The 13573-nt window shown below is 66.5% G+C and carries 19 protein-coding genes; 13 read left to right on the forward strand and 6 right to left on the reverse strand.

Features of this window, described 5'->3' with window-relative positions:
- Positions 1 to 525 carry a peroxiredoxin gene (locus tag EXE52_RS14135; protein WP_137703781.1) on the reverse strand — a complete coding sequence of 175 codons (525 nt, stop codon included), beginning with the start codon at positions 523 to 525 and terminating at the stop codon, positions 1 to 3.
- Between the two features lie 99 nt (positions 526 to 624).
- Here EXE52_RS14135 and EXE52_RS14140 point away from each other — a divergent pair, with 99 nt between their 5' ends.
- On the forward strand, positions 625 to 1413 hold the full coding sequence (locus EXE52_RS14140; protein ID WP_137703782.1) for a DUF547 domain-containing protein: 789 nt from the start codon (positions 625 to 627) through the stop codon (positions 1411 to 1413).
- Positions 1410 to 1640 (forward strand): hypothetical protein, encoded by a 231-nt coding sequence (locus EXE52_RS14145; RefSeq protein WP_137703783.1) that lies wholly within the window; start codon positions 1410 to 1412, stop codon positions 1638 to 1640. The genes EXE52_RS14140 and EXE52_RS14145 overlap by 4 nt, the downstream gene beginning before the upstream one ends.
- A gap of 33 nt (positions 1641 to 1673) precedes the next feature.
- Here EXE52_RS14145 and EXE52_RS14150 read toward each other — a convergent pair whose 3' ends face one another.
- The gene (locus EXE52_RS14150; protein ID WP_137703784.1) at positions 1674 to 2459 is read right to left on the reverse strand and encodes a TSUP family transporter; all 786 of its coding nucleotides are present in this window, start codon (positions 2457 to 2459) and stop codon (positions 1674 to 1676) included.
- A 179-nt stretch (positions 2460 to 2638) separates the two neighbouring features.
- Here EXE52_RS14150 and EXE52_RS14155 point away from each other — a divergent pair, with 179 nt between their 5' ends.
- The 7 genes from EXE52_RS14155 (at position 2639) to EXE52_RS14185 (ending at position 7537) form a co-directional block, all read left to right on the forward strand.
- The gene (locus tag EXE52_RS14155; RefSeq protein ID WP_137703785.1) at positions 2639 to 3154 is read left to right on the forward strand and encodes a redoxin domain-containing protein; all 516 of its coding nucleotides are present in this window, start codon (positions 2639 to 2641) and stop codon (positions 3152 to 3154) included.
- Between the two features lie 130 nt (positions 3155 to 3284).
- On the forward strand, positions 3285 to 3716 hold the full coding sequence (locus EXE52_RS14160; protein WP_241988262.1) for a hypothetical protein: 432 nt from the start codon (positions 3285 to 3287) through the stop codon (positions 3714 to 3716).
- Between the two features lie 3 nt (positions 3717 to 3719).
- On the forward strand, positions 3720 to 4001 hold the full coding sequence (locus EXE52_RS14165) for a hypothetical protein (RefSeq protein WP_089308267.1): 282 nt from the start codon (positions 3720 to 3722) through the stop codon (positions 3999 to 4001).
- A gap of 3 nt (positions 4002 to 4004) precedes the next feature.
- On the forward strand, positions 4005 to 4916 hold the full coding sequence (locus EXE52_RS14170; protein ID WP_137703786.1) for a sulfite exporter TauE/SafE family protein: 912 nt from the start codon (positions 4005 to 4007) through the stop codon (positions 4914 to 4916).
- An 87-nt stretch (positions 4917 to 5003) separates the two neighbouring features.
- Complete coding sequence (locus tag EXE52_RS14175) at positions 5004 to 6470, forward strand: dihydrolipoyl dehydrogenase (protein WP_137703787.1); 1467 nt, start codon at positions 5004 to 5006, stop codon at positions 6468 to 6470.
- Positions 6471 to 6551: 81 nt separating this feature from the next.
- A complete protein-coding gene (locus EXE52_RS14180; RefSeq protein WP_137703788.1) occupies positions 6552 to 7079 on the forward strand; it encodes a hypothetical protein in 528 nt (175 codons plus the stop codon).
- Positions 7080 to 7180: 101 nt separating this feature from the next.
- On the forward strand, positions 7181 to 7537 hold the full coding sequence (locus EXE52_RS14185) for a DsrE family protein (RefSeq protein WP_089308263.1): 357 nt from the start codon (positions 7181 to 7183) through the stop codon (positions 7535 to 7537).
- A 27-nt stretch (positions 7538 to 7564) separates the two neighbouring features.
- On the opposite strand, the gene EXE52_RS14190 is transcribed toward EXE52_RS14185, so the two are convergent.
- Entirely contained in the window at positions 7565 to 8029 is a 465-nt protein-coding gene (locus EXE52_RS14190; protein WP_137692211.1) for a DUF302 domain-containing protein, read from the reverse strand.
- Between the two features lie 125 nt (positions 8030 to 8154).
- On the opposite strand from EXE52_RS14190, the gene EXE52_RS14195 reads away from it, so the two are divergent.
- Positions 8155 to 8583, forward strand: coding sequence for a desampylase (locus EXE52_RS14195; RefSeq protein WP_137703789.1), 429 nt, complete (start codon positions 8155 to 8157; stop codon positions 8581 to 8583).
- A 64-nt stretch (positions 8584 to 8647) separates the two neighbouring features.
- Here EXE52_RS14195 and EXE52_RS14200 read toward each other — a convergent pair whose 3' ends face one another.
- Positions 8648 to 9505: a molybdopterin-synthase adenylyltransferase MoeB gene (locus EXE52_RS14200; RefSeq protein ID WP_137703790.1), complete on the reverse strand. Its 858-nt coding sequence runs from the start codon at positions 9503 to 9505 to the stop codon at positions 8648 to 8650.
- A 273-nt stretch (positions 9506 to 9778) separates the two neighbouring features.
- Between EXE52_RS14200 and EXE52_RS14205 the strand changes: the two genes are divergently transcribed.
- Positions 9779 to 10042: a MoaD/ThiS family protein gene (locus EXE52_RS14205; RefSeq protein WP_137703791.1), complete on the forward strand. Its 264-nt coding sequence runs from the start codon at positions 9779 to 9781 to the stop codon at positions 10040 to 10042.
- A gap of 33 nt (positions 10043 to 10075) precedes the next feature.
- Here EXE52_RS14205 and EXE52_RS14210 read toward each other — a convergent pair whose 3' ends face one another.
- The gene (locus tag EXE52_RS14210; RefSeq protein ID WP_137703792.1) at positions 10076 to 11095 is read right to left on the reverse strand and encodes a PLP-dependent cysteine synthase family protein; all 1020 of its coding nucleotides are present in this window, start codon (positions 11093 to 11095) and stop codon (positions 10076 to 10078) included.
- A 150-nt stretch (positions 11096 to 11245) separates the two neighbouring features.
- Between EXE52_RS14210 and EXE52_RS14215 the strand changes: the two genes are divergently transcribed.
- A complete protein-coding gene (locus EXE52_RS14215; RefSeq protein WP_089308257.1) occupies positions 11246 to 11545 on the forward strand; it encodes a sulfurtransferase TusA family protein in 300 nt (99 codons plus the stop codon).
- A gap of 2 nt (positions 11546 to 11547) precedes the next feature.
- The gene (locus EXE52_RS14220) at positions 11548 to 11883 is read left to right on the forward strand and encodes a rhodanese-like domain-containing protein (protein ID WP_137703793.1); all 336 of its coding nucleotides are present in this window, start codon (positions 11548 to 11550) and stop codon (positions 11881 to 11883) included.
- A 359-nt stretch (positions 11884 to 12242) separates the two neighbouring features.
- On the opposite strand, the gene EXE52_RS14225 is transcribed toward EXE52_RS14220, so the two are convergent.
- Positions 12243 to 13451 (reverse strand): YeeE/YedE family protein, encoded by a 1209-nt coding sequence (locus tag EXE52_RS14225; protein ID WP_137703794.1) that lies wholly within the window; start codon positions 13449 to 13451, stop codon positions 12243 to 12245.
- Between the last annotated feature and the right edge of the window lie 122 nt (positions 13452 to 13573).

A 13573-nucleotide genomic window follows, 5' to 3' on the forward strand; every position in this document is an offset into this window, starting at 1 on the left:
TCACTCGCCACGCAACGTCCGGATCTCGTCGAGCAGGTCGTCGATCTCCGGGCGGTCGGCAGGCATCCGTCCCTCGTAGGTGTACGCGACCGCGGGCTCGCCGGAGCGGGTGTCGAGGACCATCGCGACCGGCATCCGGCCGACCAGGTCGTGAAGCGAACCGAGGACGCCGAACCGCACGGGCTGGTCATATACGTCGCTCACGTCGGTGGTCGGGTCGGCGAGCAGCGCGAACGGAAGGTCGTACGAGTCCTGCCACTCGCTGGCTCGCTCGACGGGTTCCGGGAGGATCGAGACGACGGCGGCGTTCAGCGCCTCGAACTCGTCGTACCTGTCGGCGATCGCTTGGACCTGTTTCCGGCAGTTCCCGCAGTGGTAGTCCCGCTGGAACAGCAGCACCAGGGCGTCCATGTCGGCATCGGCCGCAGCGCCGGAAAGAGAGAACGGATCCGGGCCGGCGCCGGCGTTCGGCAGCTCAAAATCCGGTACTGCGTCCGGTGTCGGCGACGGAGTCGTATCGCTCATGCCACCGATACGCGGAGCCGCGGGATAACGCCGGGTCGGTTTGGCGCGCGAGGTGCCAGACCCCGTCAGCTATTCTCACGCGTCGAGTAATCTTCTATCATGCCAACACCCGAGTCGACGTCCGTACCGGACCCCGACCGGGAACCCGCGGACGATCCCGACTCTACGTCTACCGAGGGTCTTTCGCTCGTCGCGGACTCACGGCGATTCCTCCGCGCGGTCCGAGCCTCCGAAGGACGCGGGCACGCACTCGACACCTCCCGAGAGCGACTCGCTGACGCCTCGCCCGACGAACTGGACGCGCTTGGTCCCGACGAGCGGCTCGCGTTCTGGCTCAACGTCTACAACGCCGCGACGGGAGCCGCGCTGCTCGCGGACCCGGAGCGGTTCGAGGACCGCCGGCAGTTCTTCGGCGAGTCGGTCGTCACCGTCGCCGGGGCCGATCTGAGTCTCGATCAGATAGAACACGGGATTCTCCGCGGCTCACAGTGGAAGTACGGGCTGGGCTACGTCCCGAATCCCTTCCCCCCGGCGTTCGTCCGGCGCCACCGCGTCGCTGATCCCGACGCGCGCGTTCACTTCGCGCTCAACTGCGGCGCCGCCTCCTGTCCCGCGGTCGCGGCCTACAACGCCGCCGATGTGGACGACCAGCTCGACCGCGCCGCCGCCTCGTACCTGCGAAGCGAGACGGTCGTCGAGGACGGGACCGCTCGCGTGCCGCGCCTCCTCCTGTGGTACCGCGGCGACTTCGGCGGGCGATCGGGTATCCGCACGCTCCTCCGCGAGCACAGCGTGATCGACCCGGACGCGACCCCCCGGATACGCTACCGCGAGTACGACTGGTCACTCGCGCTCGATGCGTTCCGGACCGAGAGGGAGAGGCGATGAGCGACGACGGCCTCCTAGGATCGCTGTCGGTCGTCGGACTGTTGAGTCTCTGTTGTATCGGGGTCGGCGGGATAGCGGGCGGTGCGGTCCTCGCCGGCGGCGGCGCCTCTGCCACCGTCGTCACTACGGGCGCGTCGAGCGCTCGCGGCGCGCTGATCTCGGGCGGCGTCACGTTCGCGACCGTGTTCGTCGCGGCCGTGGCGATCCGGTGGCAGCTCAATCGGTGACGACGGCGGAAGGGGCGGTATCGTCGCCGGCGATCAGACGACTCCAGCGCCGCCGAGGATCAGTCGGACGCCGATGACCGTCAACAGCCCCAGGACGACTCCGCGACGGAGGCGCTCGCTCACGCGCTCGCGAAGGCGTTTTCCGACTGCGACACCCGCGACGGCGGGGACCGCGGCGGCGACCGATGCGAGGACGAGACCGGGGTCCGGGTACAGTCCGAGCGCCCCGGCAGCGCCGACTCGCAGACCGTTGATGCCGACGAATACGAGCGCGACGACGCCGACGAACAGCCCGTGGGAGAGGTCGAAGCTCCGAACGAACGCGACGAGCTGGACTCCGACATTTGTCGCGCCGAACAGGACGCCTGAGACGACGCCGACGACAGCCATGACGAGCGGCGTATCGGCGAACTCCCGCTCGCTCACGACAGGGAGGGACGGTAACGGGACGGTGTGCTGATTCGTCGCGACGAAGCCGAGCGAGACGAACCCGAGTAGGATCCGGAGCGGGGCTTCCGGGAGCCGGTCGAGGAGTGCCATCCCGAGGAGAGTGCCGACCAGCGCGGCGACGAGCAGCGGCGCGAATCGGGTTCCACACGTGCGGAGCTCCTCGCGGGTGAGATCGCCGACGAGCGCGAGATTGACAGCGAACATCGGAATGATCATGAACGTGACGGCGGTCGCGGGATCGAGCGTCGCGGCGAGTACCATGGTCCCAACGACGGCGAATCCGAACCCTGCGACCCCGTTGACGGCGCCCGCGACCCCGACGACGACGGCGATCGTCGCCACCAGTTCGACGGAAAGCGCGAGGGTCATACGCCTGAGATGACGCGGTTATTCATAAATGACCGCTGACTGTGTGGCGCCGAGACACGGCCGCGAGGTCGGCCGTATGCTGACGGCGGCTCTCGGGTGGTCGGACGCGTTTTGAGGTGTGTGCGATCACCCCGCACGACCGGCCGAGGCTCATACCCGTCGGCCGTCGTTATTCAAATATGCTCCAAACCGGACAGACGGCGCCGACGTTCGAGCTTCCCGGTGCGGGCGGCGGACGGATCGACACGCACGGCCTCGCCGAGTACGCCGATAACGGGTGGGCTGTCGTGGTGGTGTTCTACCCGTTCGACTTCCACCCGGTGTGTACCAGCCAAATGTGTACGCTGCGGGACAGCGAGGCACTGTCGCTGTTGGAGAATACTGTCGTCCTCGGTATTTCGACCGACAGCGTCTACAGTCACCGCGCGTTCGCCGAACAGCATCGTATCGACTTCCCGCTGCTCTCAGACAGCGACGGCCGTGTCGCCGGGGCGTACGGCGTGCGCGCCGAAGAGATCGATGACCACCGCGGGGTCGCGCGTTCGGCGGTCTTCGTGGTCGATCCGGACCGCACCGTCCAGTACGCGTGGCGGAGCGAGGAGACTGACGACGAACCGGATCTTGAAGCCGTCGAACACGCCGCGCGGTGTCACGGTGACGAGTGCGAACTGCCGGACGGGAAGTCGTACCTGTGAGCGCAACTGCTGACAGCCATTACCGACCAGTAACTCGGTTACCCGTCCGTTCGCGCGTCTTTATCCAATAGTCTCGCATCTGGGTTACTAGAGGTAACCTGCGTCGGCTCGCCGGCGCGTATTACACATCATGGTAAGCATACTCACCGGACTGATCGCTGGACTGATCGCGACCGTCGTCATGACGATGTTCATGATGACGATGGGAGACGACTCGCCGCCGCCGACTGCCGCCCTCTGGGCGAAGTACGTCGGCGACGAGGGGCCCGAGGCGTACATGAAACAGGGCATGCTGCTCCACATGCTGTACGGGGTCGGTGCGGGGGTTGCCTTCGCAGTCGGTGCGACCGCACTCGGGCTCGCTGTCGGCGCCGGGGCCCTCGTCGGGAGCGTCCTGTGGGGGCTCGCCTTCGGGCTTGTCCTGATGATCGGCGGAATGATGTTCTGGATGCGAATCGTCCTCGCAATGGAACCCGACCCGAAGACGATGGCTGCGTTCGGCTTCTTCCACGTCGTCTACGGCGTCGTACTGGGCGCGGGAATCGCGCTGCTCCCGGTGTAAGGCGTGGGCACGAACACGAACGCGGACGGTCGTGGCCCGGGATGCCTGCGCGACGACCGCCCGGTACACAGCTGTACCGCGGCGGCCGGATCGGCGGTCAGTCGCGGGATAGAGGCGACCGTTCGACGCGTCGCATTCTGGACGGCGATTGCGTTCCCGACGGCGTACGTCATCGGGGCCGTCGATCCCGTCGCGGCGGCGCTGCCGGTCGGCTGGCTCCCGCTCGCGATCTCGACCCACCTGCTGTTGCTGTGGGTTGGACACGGCGCTCACCATCCGGAGTAAGCGATGTCAGGCGCACTCGTACTAGCGACCGGGGTCGACCCGCTGCCGCTACTCTCGGCGGTGTCGGTCGATCGAGTCCTCGATCACTGGTGGGTGTTCCCCGCGTCAGTGTTGTTCTCGATGATCGCCATCGCGGCCGGCGTCTCGGGCGCGCTCTTTTTCAGCCCGTTCTTCCTGCTGGCCGTCGGGCTCGGCCCCGCGCAGGCGGTCGGCGCGGGCCTGATGACTGAAGTGTTCGGGATGGGCAACGGGCTCCGGTCGTACGTCAAACAGGGCGTCGTCGACTACGCGACCGCGAAGTGGCTGTTGGTCGGCGCGCTGCCGGCGATCGTGATCGGATCGTTCGTAGCACATTACGTCCCAGACACGCTGTTGCGCGGCGGGTTCGGCGTCGGGCTGTTCGTGCTCGGCGGATTCCTGTTGTACTCCGACTCTCCGGAAGAGACCGAACCCGGCGAGCGCGAGGGCGAGTTCCTCGAAAAGAAGAACGCGGAGTGCGGTACCACCGTTGTCAACGCTACCGACGGCGAGCGGTTCGTCTACCCGACCTGCTGGCGCCCGCCGGGCGTCGCGCTCGCGGCACTCGGCGGGGCGATCACGGGGTTGATCAGCGCCGGCCTTCCCGAGATTGTGACGACCCAACTGGTGGCGCGGTGTCGAATGCCACCGCGAGTTGCGGTCGCCACGTCGGTGTTCGTGCTCGCGATCGCCGCGGTCGCCGGGGCCGCCGTCCACGCGCTGGCGGCGACACCCGTGTGGTACGTGGTAGTCTGGTCGATCCCGGGCGTGATCGTCGGTGGAACAATAGGTGCCCGCGTCGGCAAACACGTTCCGAGCGGGCTGATGGAGCGCGGGCTCGGCGTTGTCTTCGGGATCGTCGGCGGAATCGTTCTCGTGACAACGTTCGGCGTCTAAACGCTCGCACACCGGTTCTGGGCGGTCGTGTACAACTCACGCCACAACGGACCGGGGTTGATGACCGTAGGTCCCGTCGATCAATCCATGCAAGAGTTTGATTTCCTCGTTATCGGGTCTGGATCAGGATTGGACGTAGCGAACGCGATGGCCGGTCGGGGGAACTCGGTCGCGGTCGTCGAGGAGGGCCGGCTCGGCGGGACCTGTCTCAACCGCGGCTGTATCCCCTCGAAACAGCTCCTCTATCACGCAGAGGTGCTGGAGACGATCGAGGGCGCCGATGCGTTCGAGATCGAGGCGGAGGTGACCGATATCGACTTCGCGGAGATCGTCCGGAAGGTCAACGACGACGTCGCGGGAAGCTCGGAGTCGATCCGTCGCGGGCTGGAGTCCTCGAACAGCCACGACCTGTTCTCGGGAACCGGACGGTTCGTCGATGACCGCACGGTCGAGATCGTTGAGGGCGACGACGCGGGCGCCACACTGCGGGCCGACACCGTCCTCGTCGCCACCGGCACCCGCCCCTCGGTCCCGCCGATCGACGGGATCGACGGCGTCGACTACCTCACGAGCACGGAGGCGCTCCAGTTGGAGACAGCGCCGGACCGCCTCGTGATCGTCGGCGGGGGGTACATCGCGGCCGAGCTCGGCCACTTTTTCGGGACGTTCGGCACCGACGTGACGATCGTCGGCCGGCGCGAACACCTCCTGCCGGAGGCCGACGTGGAGGTCGGCGAGGCGTTCACCGACCGCTACGCCGACCGGTTCAATGTGTACACGGGGTACGAGGCCGTCGCCGCCGAGGAGGCTGACGGCGAGGTGACGGTCGAGGCGCGCCCGTACCCCGAGGCGAACTCGGTCCGCGCAGGCGACGAGACGGTCGGCGCGCCCGACGAGGCCGAGTCGGTGACCGTTACCGGCGACGAACTGCTGGTCGCCGCGGGCCGCCGCCCGAACACCGACTCACTGAACCTCGACGCGACGGGCGTCGAGACGGACGCGGACGGCTTCATCGAGACGGACGAGTACCTGCGCACCGACGCCGAGGGGGTGTGGGCGCTCGGCGACGTGGTCGGCGAGTACCTGCTGAAACACAGCGCGAACCACGAGGCGAAGGCCGTCGTCCGGAACCTGCTGGGTGACGAGCCGGAACCCGTCGACTACTCGGCGATGCCGTTCGCGGTGTTCGCCTCGCCCGAGGTCGCCGGCGTCGGGGCACGTGAGCAAGACCTCCGCGAGGCCGACGTCGAGTACGCCACGAACACGTACGCGTACGAGGAGACGGCCCGCGGCAGCGCGATGCACGCCGACGGCTTCGTGAAGGTCCTCATCGACCTCGACGGCAACATCGAAGGCTGTCACATCATCGGCCCCGAGGCGTCGAACCTGATCGAGGAGGTCGTCGTCGCGATGACCGCCGGCTCCGGAACAGTTGCGGACATCCGCGACGCGGTCCACATCCATCCAGCGCTCTCCGAGGTTGTCGACCGGGCCTTCTCGGGTCAGTTCTCTCGCGGCGGCGGTCACGACCACGGACATCATCACCACGGATAGCCGTCAGAGCGGATCTGCGGCCAAACACGGCGACTTCTGGGTCGGGCGAGCGGTTTTGTCGCTTCCCACCAACCATCAACTATGGATGACCTCGGTCATTTCTCTCGGCGTCGACTGTTGGCCGGCCTCGCGAGCGGCGGCACACTGGTAGCGCTGGCCGGCTGCGCTGAGAGCAACACCGGTACCGAAGCTGACACCGACGCCAACGGAACCGAATCGGAACCGCCCGCTGCTGACGACCTCGACCTCCGAGAGGCGAACGTCGTTGACGTCGCGTTCGAGGCGACGGACGGCGGCTACGCGTTCGACGTGACGCTCCACCACGACGACGACGGCGAGGAGGGCTACGCGAACTGGTGGCAGGTCGAGCGACTCGACGGGACTCGGCTCGGTCGCCGGGAGCTGCTCCACGCTCACTCCGAGCAGCCGTTCACGCGGTCAGCGACGGTCGCAATTCCCGACGACATCATCCAGGTCGTCGTCCGCGGTCACGACCAGACGCACGGGTACGGCGGGGTGGCGGCCCTCGTTGCCATCGACGACGGGTCGGTTCGGTTCATTGACCAGGGACCCGAGCCACGGTCGTTCGACGCCGGGGACTTCTCGTAACGCGCTCCCACGGGCCTGACACGCTATCACGTGCCGAGATGGTGTCCCGGACACACATCCGCGGACGGGTTTTGTACGTATGCGTTTTATAAGCGAACACGATGGCAAAAGCAGCAATCGTGATTCTCGCCGGCAACGAATCGCACTCAGACTACGGTCGCCTCGCGAACGCGCTCGAAGCGGCGAAGGAGTTCGCCGAGAACGACGACGACGAGCTGGAACTGATCTTCGATGGCGCCGGGACCCAGTGGATCCCGGAGCTCGAAGACGAGGAGAGCGACTACCACGAGCTCTACCAGGCAGTCCGCGACGACGCGGCGGTCTGTGACTTCTGTTCCGGTGCGTTCGGCGTTGAGGACGCCGTCGCCGACTCCGGGCTCGTCACGCTCGACGAGTACGATGGCCACCCGAGCATCCGCTCGCTCGTCGACGACGACTACGAGATCATCACGTTCTAATCCGGGCGACCAGCTCGGCGGTGCCTATTATTTTTGACCGTGTTCTTCGATGTTCGCCCAGACGACAGCCATCAGCTCGCCTGTCTTCGCGACCAAGTCCTCTACAGCCTCGTCAGAGTCAGCTGGCGCGCAACCTAAGTCCCGGATCGCCTTTGTCGCTGAGACGTGATGGACATGGACGCGGTCGTCCGCAGCGCGCTCGTAGACGGTCGTCGTACACGGTAACATGCCGGCCAGGGTTGGATCGATCTGGAGGGCGTCATGTGCGATTTCTGGGTGACAGACCACAATTAGAGCGGTTCGTTCAACGTCGTCGTGTCCGAGCATACCCGCGATCATCTGATCGAGGCGAGTGACGCGTACCGTTTCGAAATCAGCCAGTTCGTGTTCGATCTGGACGAAGGGGACGGCGTCCTCGAACGGCATATCGAGAGTCGTATGAAGAGCCTCATCAGCCGTCGGTGTCGGTGATCGGGATGACGCGTCGCTCATGCGAGGTTCTCTCACGCCCGAATATAAATATCGAATCGCACCCTCGACAACTGCCGTTACCTCTTACGCGCCGTGCCCGTTGCCGGTCGGGACGGACTTATGACGCCGTCGGGCCATCTCCCGACATGATCGAACTCACGCGAGCGGCGTACGACGACATCGTGTATCGGGCGTACGAGGGCGGGGAAGCGGAAATCTGCGGCGTGCTCGCCGGCGACCACGGCGACGACGGCGAGCCCAGCGTCGTCACGGAGACGTACGCGGCCGAGAACGTCGCGGAGACGCCGGAGATCCGGTACCTGATCGACCCCGAAGAGCAGTTCGAGCTGATCGAGACTGTCGAGGACGCAGGCCTCGACGTGGTCGGCTTCTACCACTCGCACCCGACCGGCCCGACGCACCCAAGCGAAACGGACGCCGCGCGGGCGACGTGGCCAGGCCACTCGTACGTCATTTGTGCGCTCGACGGCTACCCGTTCGTCGGGTCGTGGCGCTGGCGCGACGATGCAGACGAGTTCGAACAAGAGACGGTGTCGGTATGGAGCGAACGGTAGCGGGGTCGACCGGGAGTCGGAACCAGAGCGGAAAACCGAGAGAAGACAGCGGGTCAGGCAGGGCTCAGTCGCTCGCCTCGATCTCCGGCTCGGAGTCGCCGCCGACGTCGATCGCACAGGAGGCGGTGTACTCCACGTCGTGGACGGACTCGATGGCGGGGTTGTCGCCGCAGACCGGGCAGTCGTCCTGCTTGGGGATCTTGACCTTGTCGAACTCCATGTCGAGGGCGTCGAAGAACAGCATCGAGCCGTCGAGGCTCTCGCCTTTGCCCATGAGGTGTTTGACCGTCTCGGTCGCCTGGAGGCAGCCCACGGTGCCCGGCAAGACGCCTAACACGCCGGCGGTCGCGCAGTTCGGGACCATCCCGGCCGGCGGCGCCTCCGGGAACAAACAACGGTAACACGGCGAATCGTCGTCGCCAGCGAACGTGGTCACCTGCCCCTCGAACCGGAAGATGGAGCCGTGCGAGAAGGGGATCCCGGCGAGGGTACACGCGTCGTTGACGAGGTAGCGCGTCTCGAAGTTGTCCGTGCCGTCGACGACGAAGTCGTAGCCGTCGATGAGCTCCTCGATGTTGTCCGGCGTGACGCGCAGATCGTGGCGCTCGACGTCGACGTCGGGGTTGAGGTCGGCGACGAACTCCGCCGCCGAGTCGACTTTCTTCCGGCCCACGTCGTCGTCACCGTGGATGACCTGTCGCTGGAGGTTCGACAGCTCAACCTCGTCGTCGTCGGCGATGCCGAGCGTGCCGACGCCGGCAGCGGCGAGGTACTGGATGATCGGCGCGCCGAGCCCGCCGGCCCCAAGGACCAGCACCTTCGCATCCAGTAGGTCCTTCTGTCCCTCGGGCCCCACGTCGTCGAGGATGATGTGTCTGGAGTAGCGGTCGAGTTGCGTTGGGTCGAGGTCGAGATCACTCATTCACGCTTCTATACCGTTTGCGGACGGTTAAGCCGGCCGTCCACCGGTGGGTACTGCCGCCATCTCGGAGGTGCGTCGCGGGCGCACAGACGGCGCGTGACGCGCCGATCGCCGCGGCGAGAGTTCCGTAGCTGCCGGTATCGCCACCGTTGAGAAGTTGCGAGTCTGCCGGAACCGGCGGAACTCACTCCGACGCGGACGGCAACCGTGTCAGACCGTGGTCGACGTTGCCGTCGACACGCCCCTTTTGAGGATGAGCGTCGAACGAGCGGTATGGCCACAATTAAACTCCCGGCCGCGCTGGTCGGCGGGTCAGCGACGTCGAAGGTCGATGTCGCCGGCGAAACGGTGGCAGAACTGTTCGACAACCACGCCGCGGAACACGGCAACGAGCTGCGCGACAGCGTGATCGAGGACGGCGAGATCAAGGAGTTCATCAACGTCTACGTGGACGGAACTCCGGTCGACGGGCTCGACGCCGAGGTTCCGGACGACGCGCAGGTGCGGGTCATCCCCGCGGCGAGCGGCGGCCGATAAGACGGTCGACACTTCTCGGCTCTTTTCGGGCGCTCAGAGGTACTCCTCCCACAGCGGGATGTCCGCGTACTTGTCGCCGCGGTCGCACAGCATGAACACGACGGCGTCGTCGTCTGCGAGGTCGCCGGCCGCGTCGAGGGCCGCGACGGCGGCCGCGCCCGCGCCGGCCGAGGTGCCCACGACGAACTGGCCGTCGACGCGGAGGTGCTCGCGGATCGTCTCCGCGTCGTACTGCCCGGCATCGGCGATCGGGATTGGGTCATTGGCGTACCGCTCGCGGAGCGCTCGGGCCCGCTCGTAGGCGTCGTCGGTCGGGACGTACAGCTTCCGGTCGAGCACCGACTCGTCGTACGTCTCCGGGTGGTAGTGGTCGCCCGTGCGGAGGTACTTCAGGCCATCAATGGCGTGGAGCGGCTCCTCCGGCTCGAAGCCGACGATCTCGGCGGCCCCGTCGGTCAGGTTCGTCAGCCCGCGGCCCGTTCCGGTGATCGTCCCGCCGGTCCCGGCGCCTGCGACGAAGTGGGTCACCCCGCCGTCGGTCGCCGCGTGGATCTCGCGTGCGGTCGTCCGCTCGTGAGTTCCGGGATTGTCGGGGTTCTCGTACTGGTTCGGGCGGTAGTAGGCGTCGGGGTCCGCGGCGACGATCTCCTCGCAGCGCTCGATGACCGCGTCGTACCCCAAGTCCGCGTCAACGAAGTGGATCTCGGCGCCGGCGTCGCGGACGGCCTCGACCTTCCCGCCGGCGGCGTTGTCGGGCATGACGATCTCAACGTCGTAGCCGCGCGCCCCTGCGAGTCGAGCGACCTCGCTGCCGGTGTTGCCCGAGGTGGGCTCGATCACAGTCACGCCGGGCTCGAGGTCGCCGCGCTCCTCGGCGCCGTCGAGCATCCCCTTCGCGATCCGCGATTTGATCGACCCGCCGCCGTGGGGAACCTCGTAGAGGTTGAACCACTCGGCTTTTGCGTACACCGCGGCGTCGCTCTCCAAATTGAGGTCGAGTTCGAGCAGCGGCGTCTCGAAGATCGTCGACTCGTCGACGGCGTGTCCGGTCATACCTTCCGTTCGCCGCTCCCGAATAAGAGTCCGACGGAAACGGCGGTCTCGGACCTCGACGCGGTCGTGCGCGGCGAACGCCCGTCCGAGATACGGGAGAAGCCTGCCGGTCACGAAAGGGGTTCCACGACGAGTGTCGTACGAGAGTCCATGAGTGAACTATCGTGGGACGACGTCGTCGAGATGCCCGACGAGCTCGACGACGAGACCGCCGAGGCGCTCTTCGAAGACGCGACCGAGGTACAGGACATGACCGGCGAAGTCTGTCCGTACCCACAGGTCGAGGCGAAGAAGGCTATCGCGGGGCTTTCGCCCGGCGACGTGCTCGTCCAAGAGACGGACCACGTGCCCAGCACGGAGAACGTCCCGAAGGCGGTCGGCGAGGACGCGACGGCCAAGGTGTGGAAGTCTGGGGACGGCCGCTACCGCATCTTCATGCGGAAGGAGTGACCATGGTCGAGGAACTTACCCCCGAGGAAGTCAACGAGCGCGCCCAGAATGGCGACATCCGCGTCATCGACACGCGGCCGCCGGCGGAGTACGAGCAGGGCCATATCCCCGGCTCGATCAACGTCCCGCTCGGCGATCTCCCGTCTATGGTCCCCGACATCGACTGGGACGACACCGACGTGGTGTGCGCCTGTCCCGTCGGCGAATCGTCGAAGCAGGCCGCGATGCTGATCAGCAGCTACGAGGGCGTCGAGGACGACGTGGTTGTCGCGAGCATGGCCGGCGGCTACGAGGAGTGGACGTTCGAACTGGAGACCGGCACGGCGGCCGACGCCTGAGCGGGTAGTCTCGTTTCTCGGGTTCTTTTCGCAGAGTTTTAGATCCGAGTAGGGTCGCGTCTAAAAGACGTATGCGGCGGTTTAGGTCTGAGACCCGCGATGGCGCGTACCGACGAGCGCCCGCAGGGCGCGAATCGCACGCGCGAGGGAGTCGGCCGACCGGAGCGAACCGGAGGGAAGCCGACAAGGCTGGGGGGCGTGAGGTGTGGTTGCCGTGCGGTGCGGGACAGGACTCAAAAGGGAAGCCGCGAGGCTGGGGTTTTGGAGATGTTCCGCATCTATCCCCTAGAAATCACTCCGTCAAACTCATGCGTATTATCGACTCAACCAAGAAATCCGGAACCGGTTGGAAATTCCGATTAAATCGCGCAGCCGACCTCGCGATACATATAGTGGGTCATCACGTAGACGCCGAGGATGATCCCCGCGCCGGCGAGGAAGGAGTGGACCGACAGGAGCGCGACCCCGGAGAACAGGTTCGCGATGTTACAGCCGGCCGCGAGCCGCGAGCCGACGCCCATCAGGAGCCCACCCGCCGCGTAGTTCGGAACGCGGTTCAGCTTCGGCTTCCGGATTCGGAAGTCGCCAGAGGCGTACGCGGCGATGAACGAGCCGACGATCAGCGACGCGATCATCAGCATGTCGATGGTAAGCGAGATGTTGCCGTCGCGGAAGAGCACCGAGCCCCAGTAGTCGACGCTCGCGACGTCGAAGCCGGCGCCGGCGAGGAGGTAGCCGGCCCAGCGCGCCTCGCTGCCGGTGATCGCCCAGTGGCCGTGGACCGAGAACCAGAGGCTGGCGACGAGCGCCATCGCGACGCCCGCGGTCCGGGCGTCCCAGGAGTCGCGCAGGCGTGTCTTCAGCGGCCGGTCGTCGTCGCGGAGCGCGCGGACGTACTCAACGGTGCCGTTCGCGATGCCGCGGAGGCCGAGCGCCACCGACGAGAGCAGTCGTGAGCCGCCGAGCGCGACCTGTGCCCGCGCGTCGCTGGCGACGCCGGTGCCGCCGGAGGGGTCGTCCGGGAGCTGGCTGCGACCCTTCACGAAGGCGTAGGCGAGCGTCCCCACGGCGACCGCGAGCGCGCCGGTGACGGCCGGCGAGAATGGGAGCGCGAGGTAGAGCGTCTGCCCCTCGAACGGGTTCAGTGTCTGGAAGTAGTACGTCTCGGCGACCGGGAACGCGAACGCGAAGAGGACGTATCCGACGAACATGAACAGGAGGACGAGCCAGAACTGGAGGTATCCCTGTCCCGCGCGGTACAGCGTCCCCGACGCGCAGCCGCCGGCGAGCGTCATCCCGAGCCCGAAGACGAAGCCGCCGATTAGCGACCCGAGGCCCCACGCGGGCGTCCAGAAGCCACGGAAGTAGCCGAACGTCGCCTGAAGGCTCCAGAACACCGTCATCACGGCGATCCCGGCGAGCAGTCCCTTCAGCACGCGGGTGTCTTTGAATGCGACGAAGTCGCGGAAGGCGCTGACGAAACAGAAGCGCGCCTTCTGGAGCAAGATACCGAAGGCGAGACCGACGGCGATCGAGACGCCGATATAGGCGCTCGGCGAGAGTATCATCGGCTCGTTCTACTGTCCTCGCACCTAAATCCGCCCCGGACACGGTAACGAACCCCTTTTATCGCAGATTAGCGTAAGTGTTGCCGAAATGTGGGACACGGGGCAACGGGACGGGCGTTCGG

It is taken from the genome of Halorubrum sp. CGM4_25_10-8A, from assembly GCF_005435025.1.
GTDB classification, from domain to species: domain Archaea; phylum Halobacteriota; class Halobacteria; order Halobacteriales; family Haloferacaceae; genus Halorubrum; species Halorubrum ezzemoulense.

Bases quoted from the DNA above. Each gene is read 5' to 3' on its own strand.
- EXE52_RS14140 (WP_137703782.1), top strand. From the start codon at position 625: ATGCCAACACCCGAGTCGACGTCCGTACCGGACCCCGACCGGGAACCC.
- EXE52_RS14175 (WP_137703787.1), top strand. From the start codon at position 5,004: ATGCAAGAGTTTGATTTCCTCGTTATCGGGTCTGGATCAGGATTGGAC.
- EXE52_RS14200 (WP_137703790.1), bottom strand. From the start codon at position 9,505: ATGAGTGATCTCGACCTCGACCCAACGCAACTCGACCGCTACTCCAGA.
- EXE52_RS14205 (WP_137703791.1), top strand. From the start codon at position 9,779: ATGGCCACAATTAAACTCCCGGCCGCGCTGGTCGGCGGGTCAGCGACG.
- EXE52_RS14185 (WP_089308263.1), top strand. From the start codon at position 7,181: ATGGCAAAAGCAGCAATCGTGATTCTCGCCGGCAACGAATCGCACTCA.
- EXE52_RS14170 (WP_137703786.1), top strand. From the start codon at position 4,005: ATGTCAGGCGCACTCGTACTAGCGACCGGGGTCGACCCGCTGCCGCTA.
- EXE52_RS14215 (WP_089308257.1), top strand. From the start codon at position 11,246: ATGAGTGAACTATCGTGGGACGACGTCGTCGAGATGCCCGACGAGCTC.
- EXE52_RS14180 (WP_137703788.1), top strand. From the start codon at position 6,552: ATGGATGACCTCGGTCATTTCTCTCGGCGTCGACTGTTGGCCGGCCTC.
- EXE52_RS14225 (WP_137703794.1), bottom strand. From the start codon at position 13,451: ATGATACTCTCGCCGAGCGCCTATATCGGCGTCTCGATCGCCGTCGGT.
- EXE52_RS14220 (WP_137703793.1), top strand. From the start codon at position 11,548: ATGGTCGAGGAACTTACCCCCGAGGAAGTCAACGAGCGCGCCCAGAAT.
- EXE52_RS14195 (WP_137703789.1), top strand. From the start codon at position 8,155: ATGATCGAACTCACGCGAGCGGCGTACGACGACATCGTGTATCGGGCG.
- EXE52_RS14145 (WP_137703783.1), top strand. From the start codon at position 1,410: ATGAGCGACGACGGCCTCCTAGGATCGCTGTCGGTCGTCGGACTGTTG.
- EXE52_RS14150 (WP_137703784.1), bottom strand. From the start codon at position 2,459: ATGACCCTCGCGCTTTCCGTCGAACTGGTGGCGACGATCGCCGTCGTC.
- EXE52_RS14210 (WP_137703792.1), bottom strand. From the start codon at position 11,095: ATGACCGGACACGCCGTCGACGAGTCGACGATCTTCGAGACGCCGCTG.
- EXE52_RS14190 (WP_137692211.1), bottom strand. From the start codon at position 8,029: ATGAGCGACGCGTCATCCCGATCACCGACACCGACGGCTGATGAGGCT.
- EXE52_RS14135 (WP_137703781.1), bottom strand. From the start codon at position 525: ATGAGCGATACGACTCCGTCGCCGACACCGGACGCAGTACCGGATTTT.
- EXE52_RS14160 (WP_241988262.1), top strand. From the start codon at position 3,285: ATGGTAAGCATACTCACCGGACTGATCGCTGGACTGATCGCGACCGTC.
- EXE52_RS14155 (WP_137703785.1), top strand. From the start codon at position 2,639: ATGCTCCAAACCGGACAGACGGCGCCGACGTTCGAGCTTCCCGGTGCG.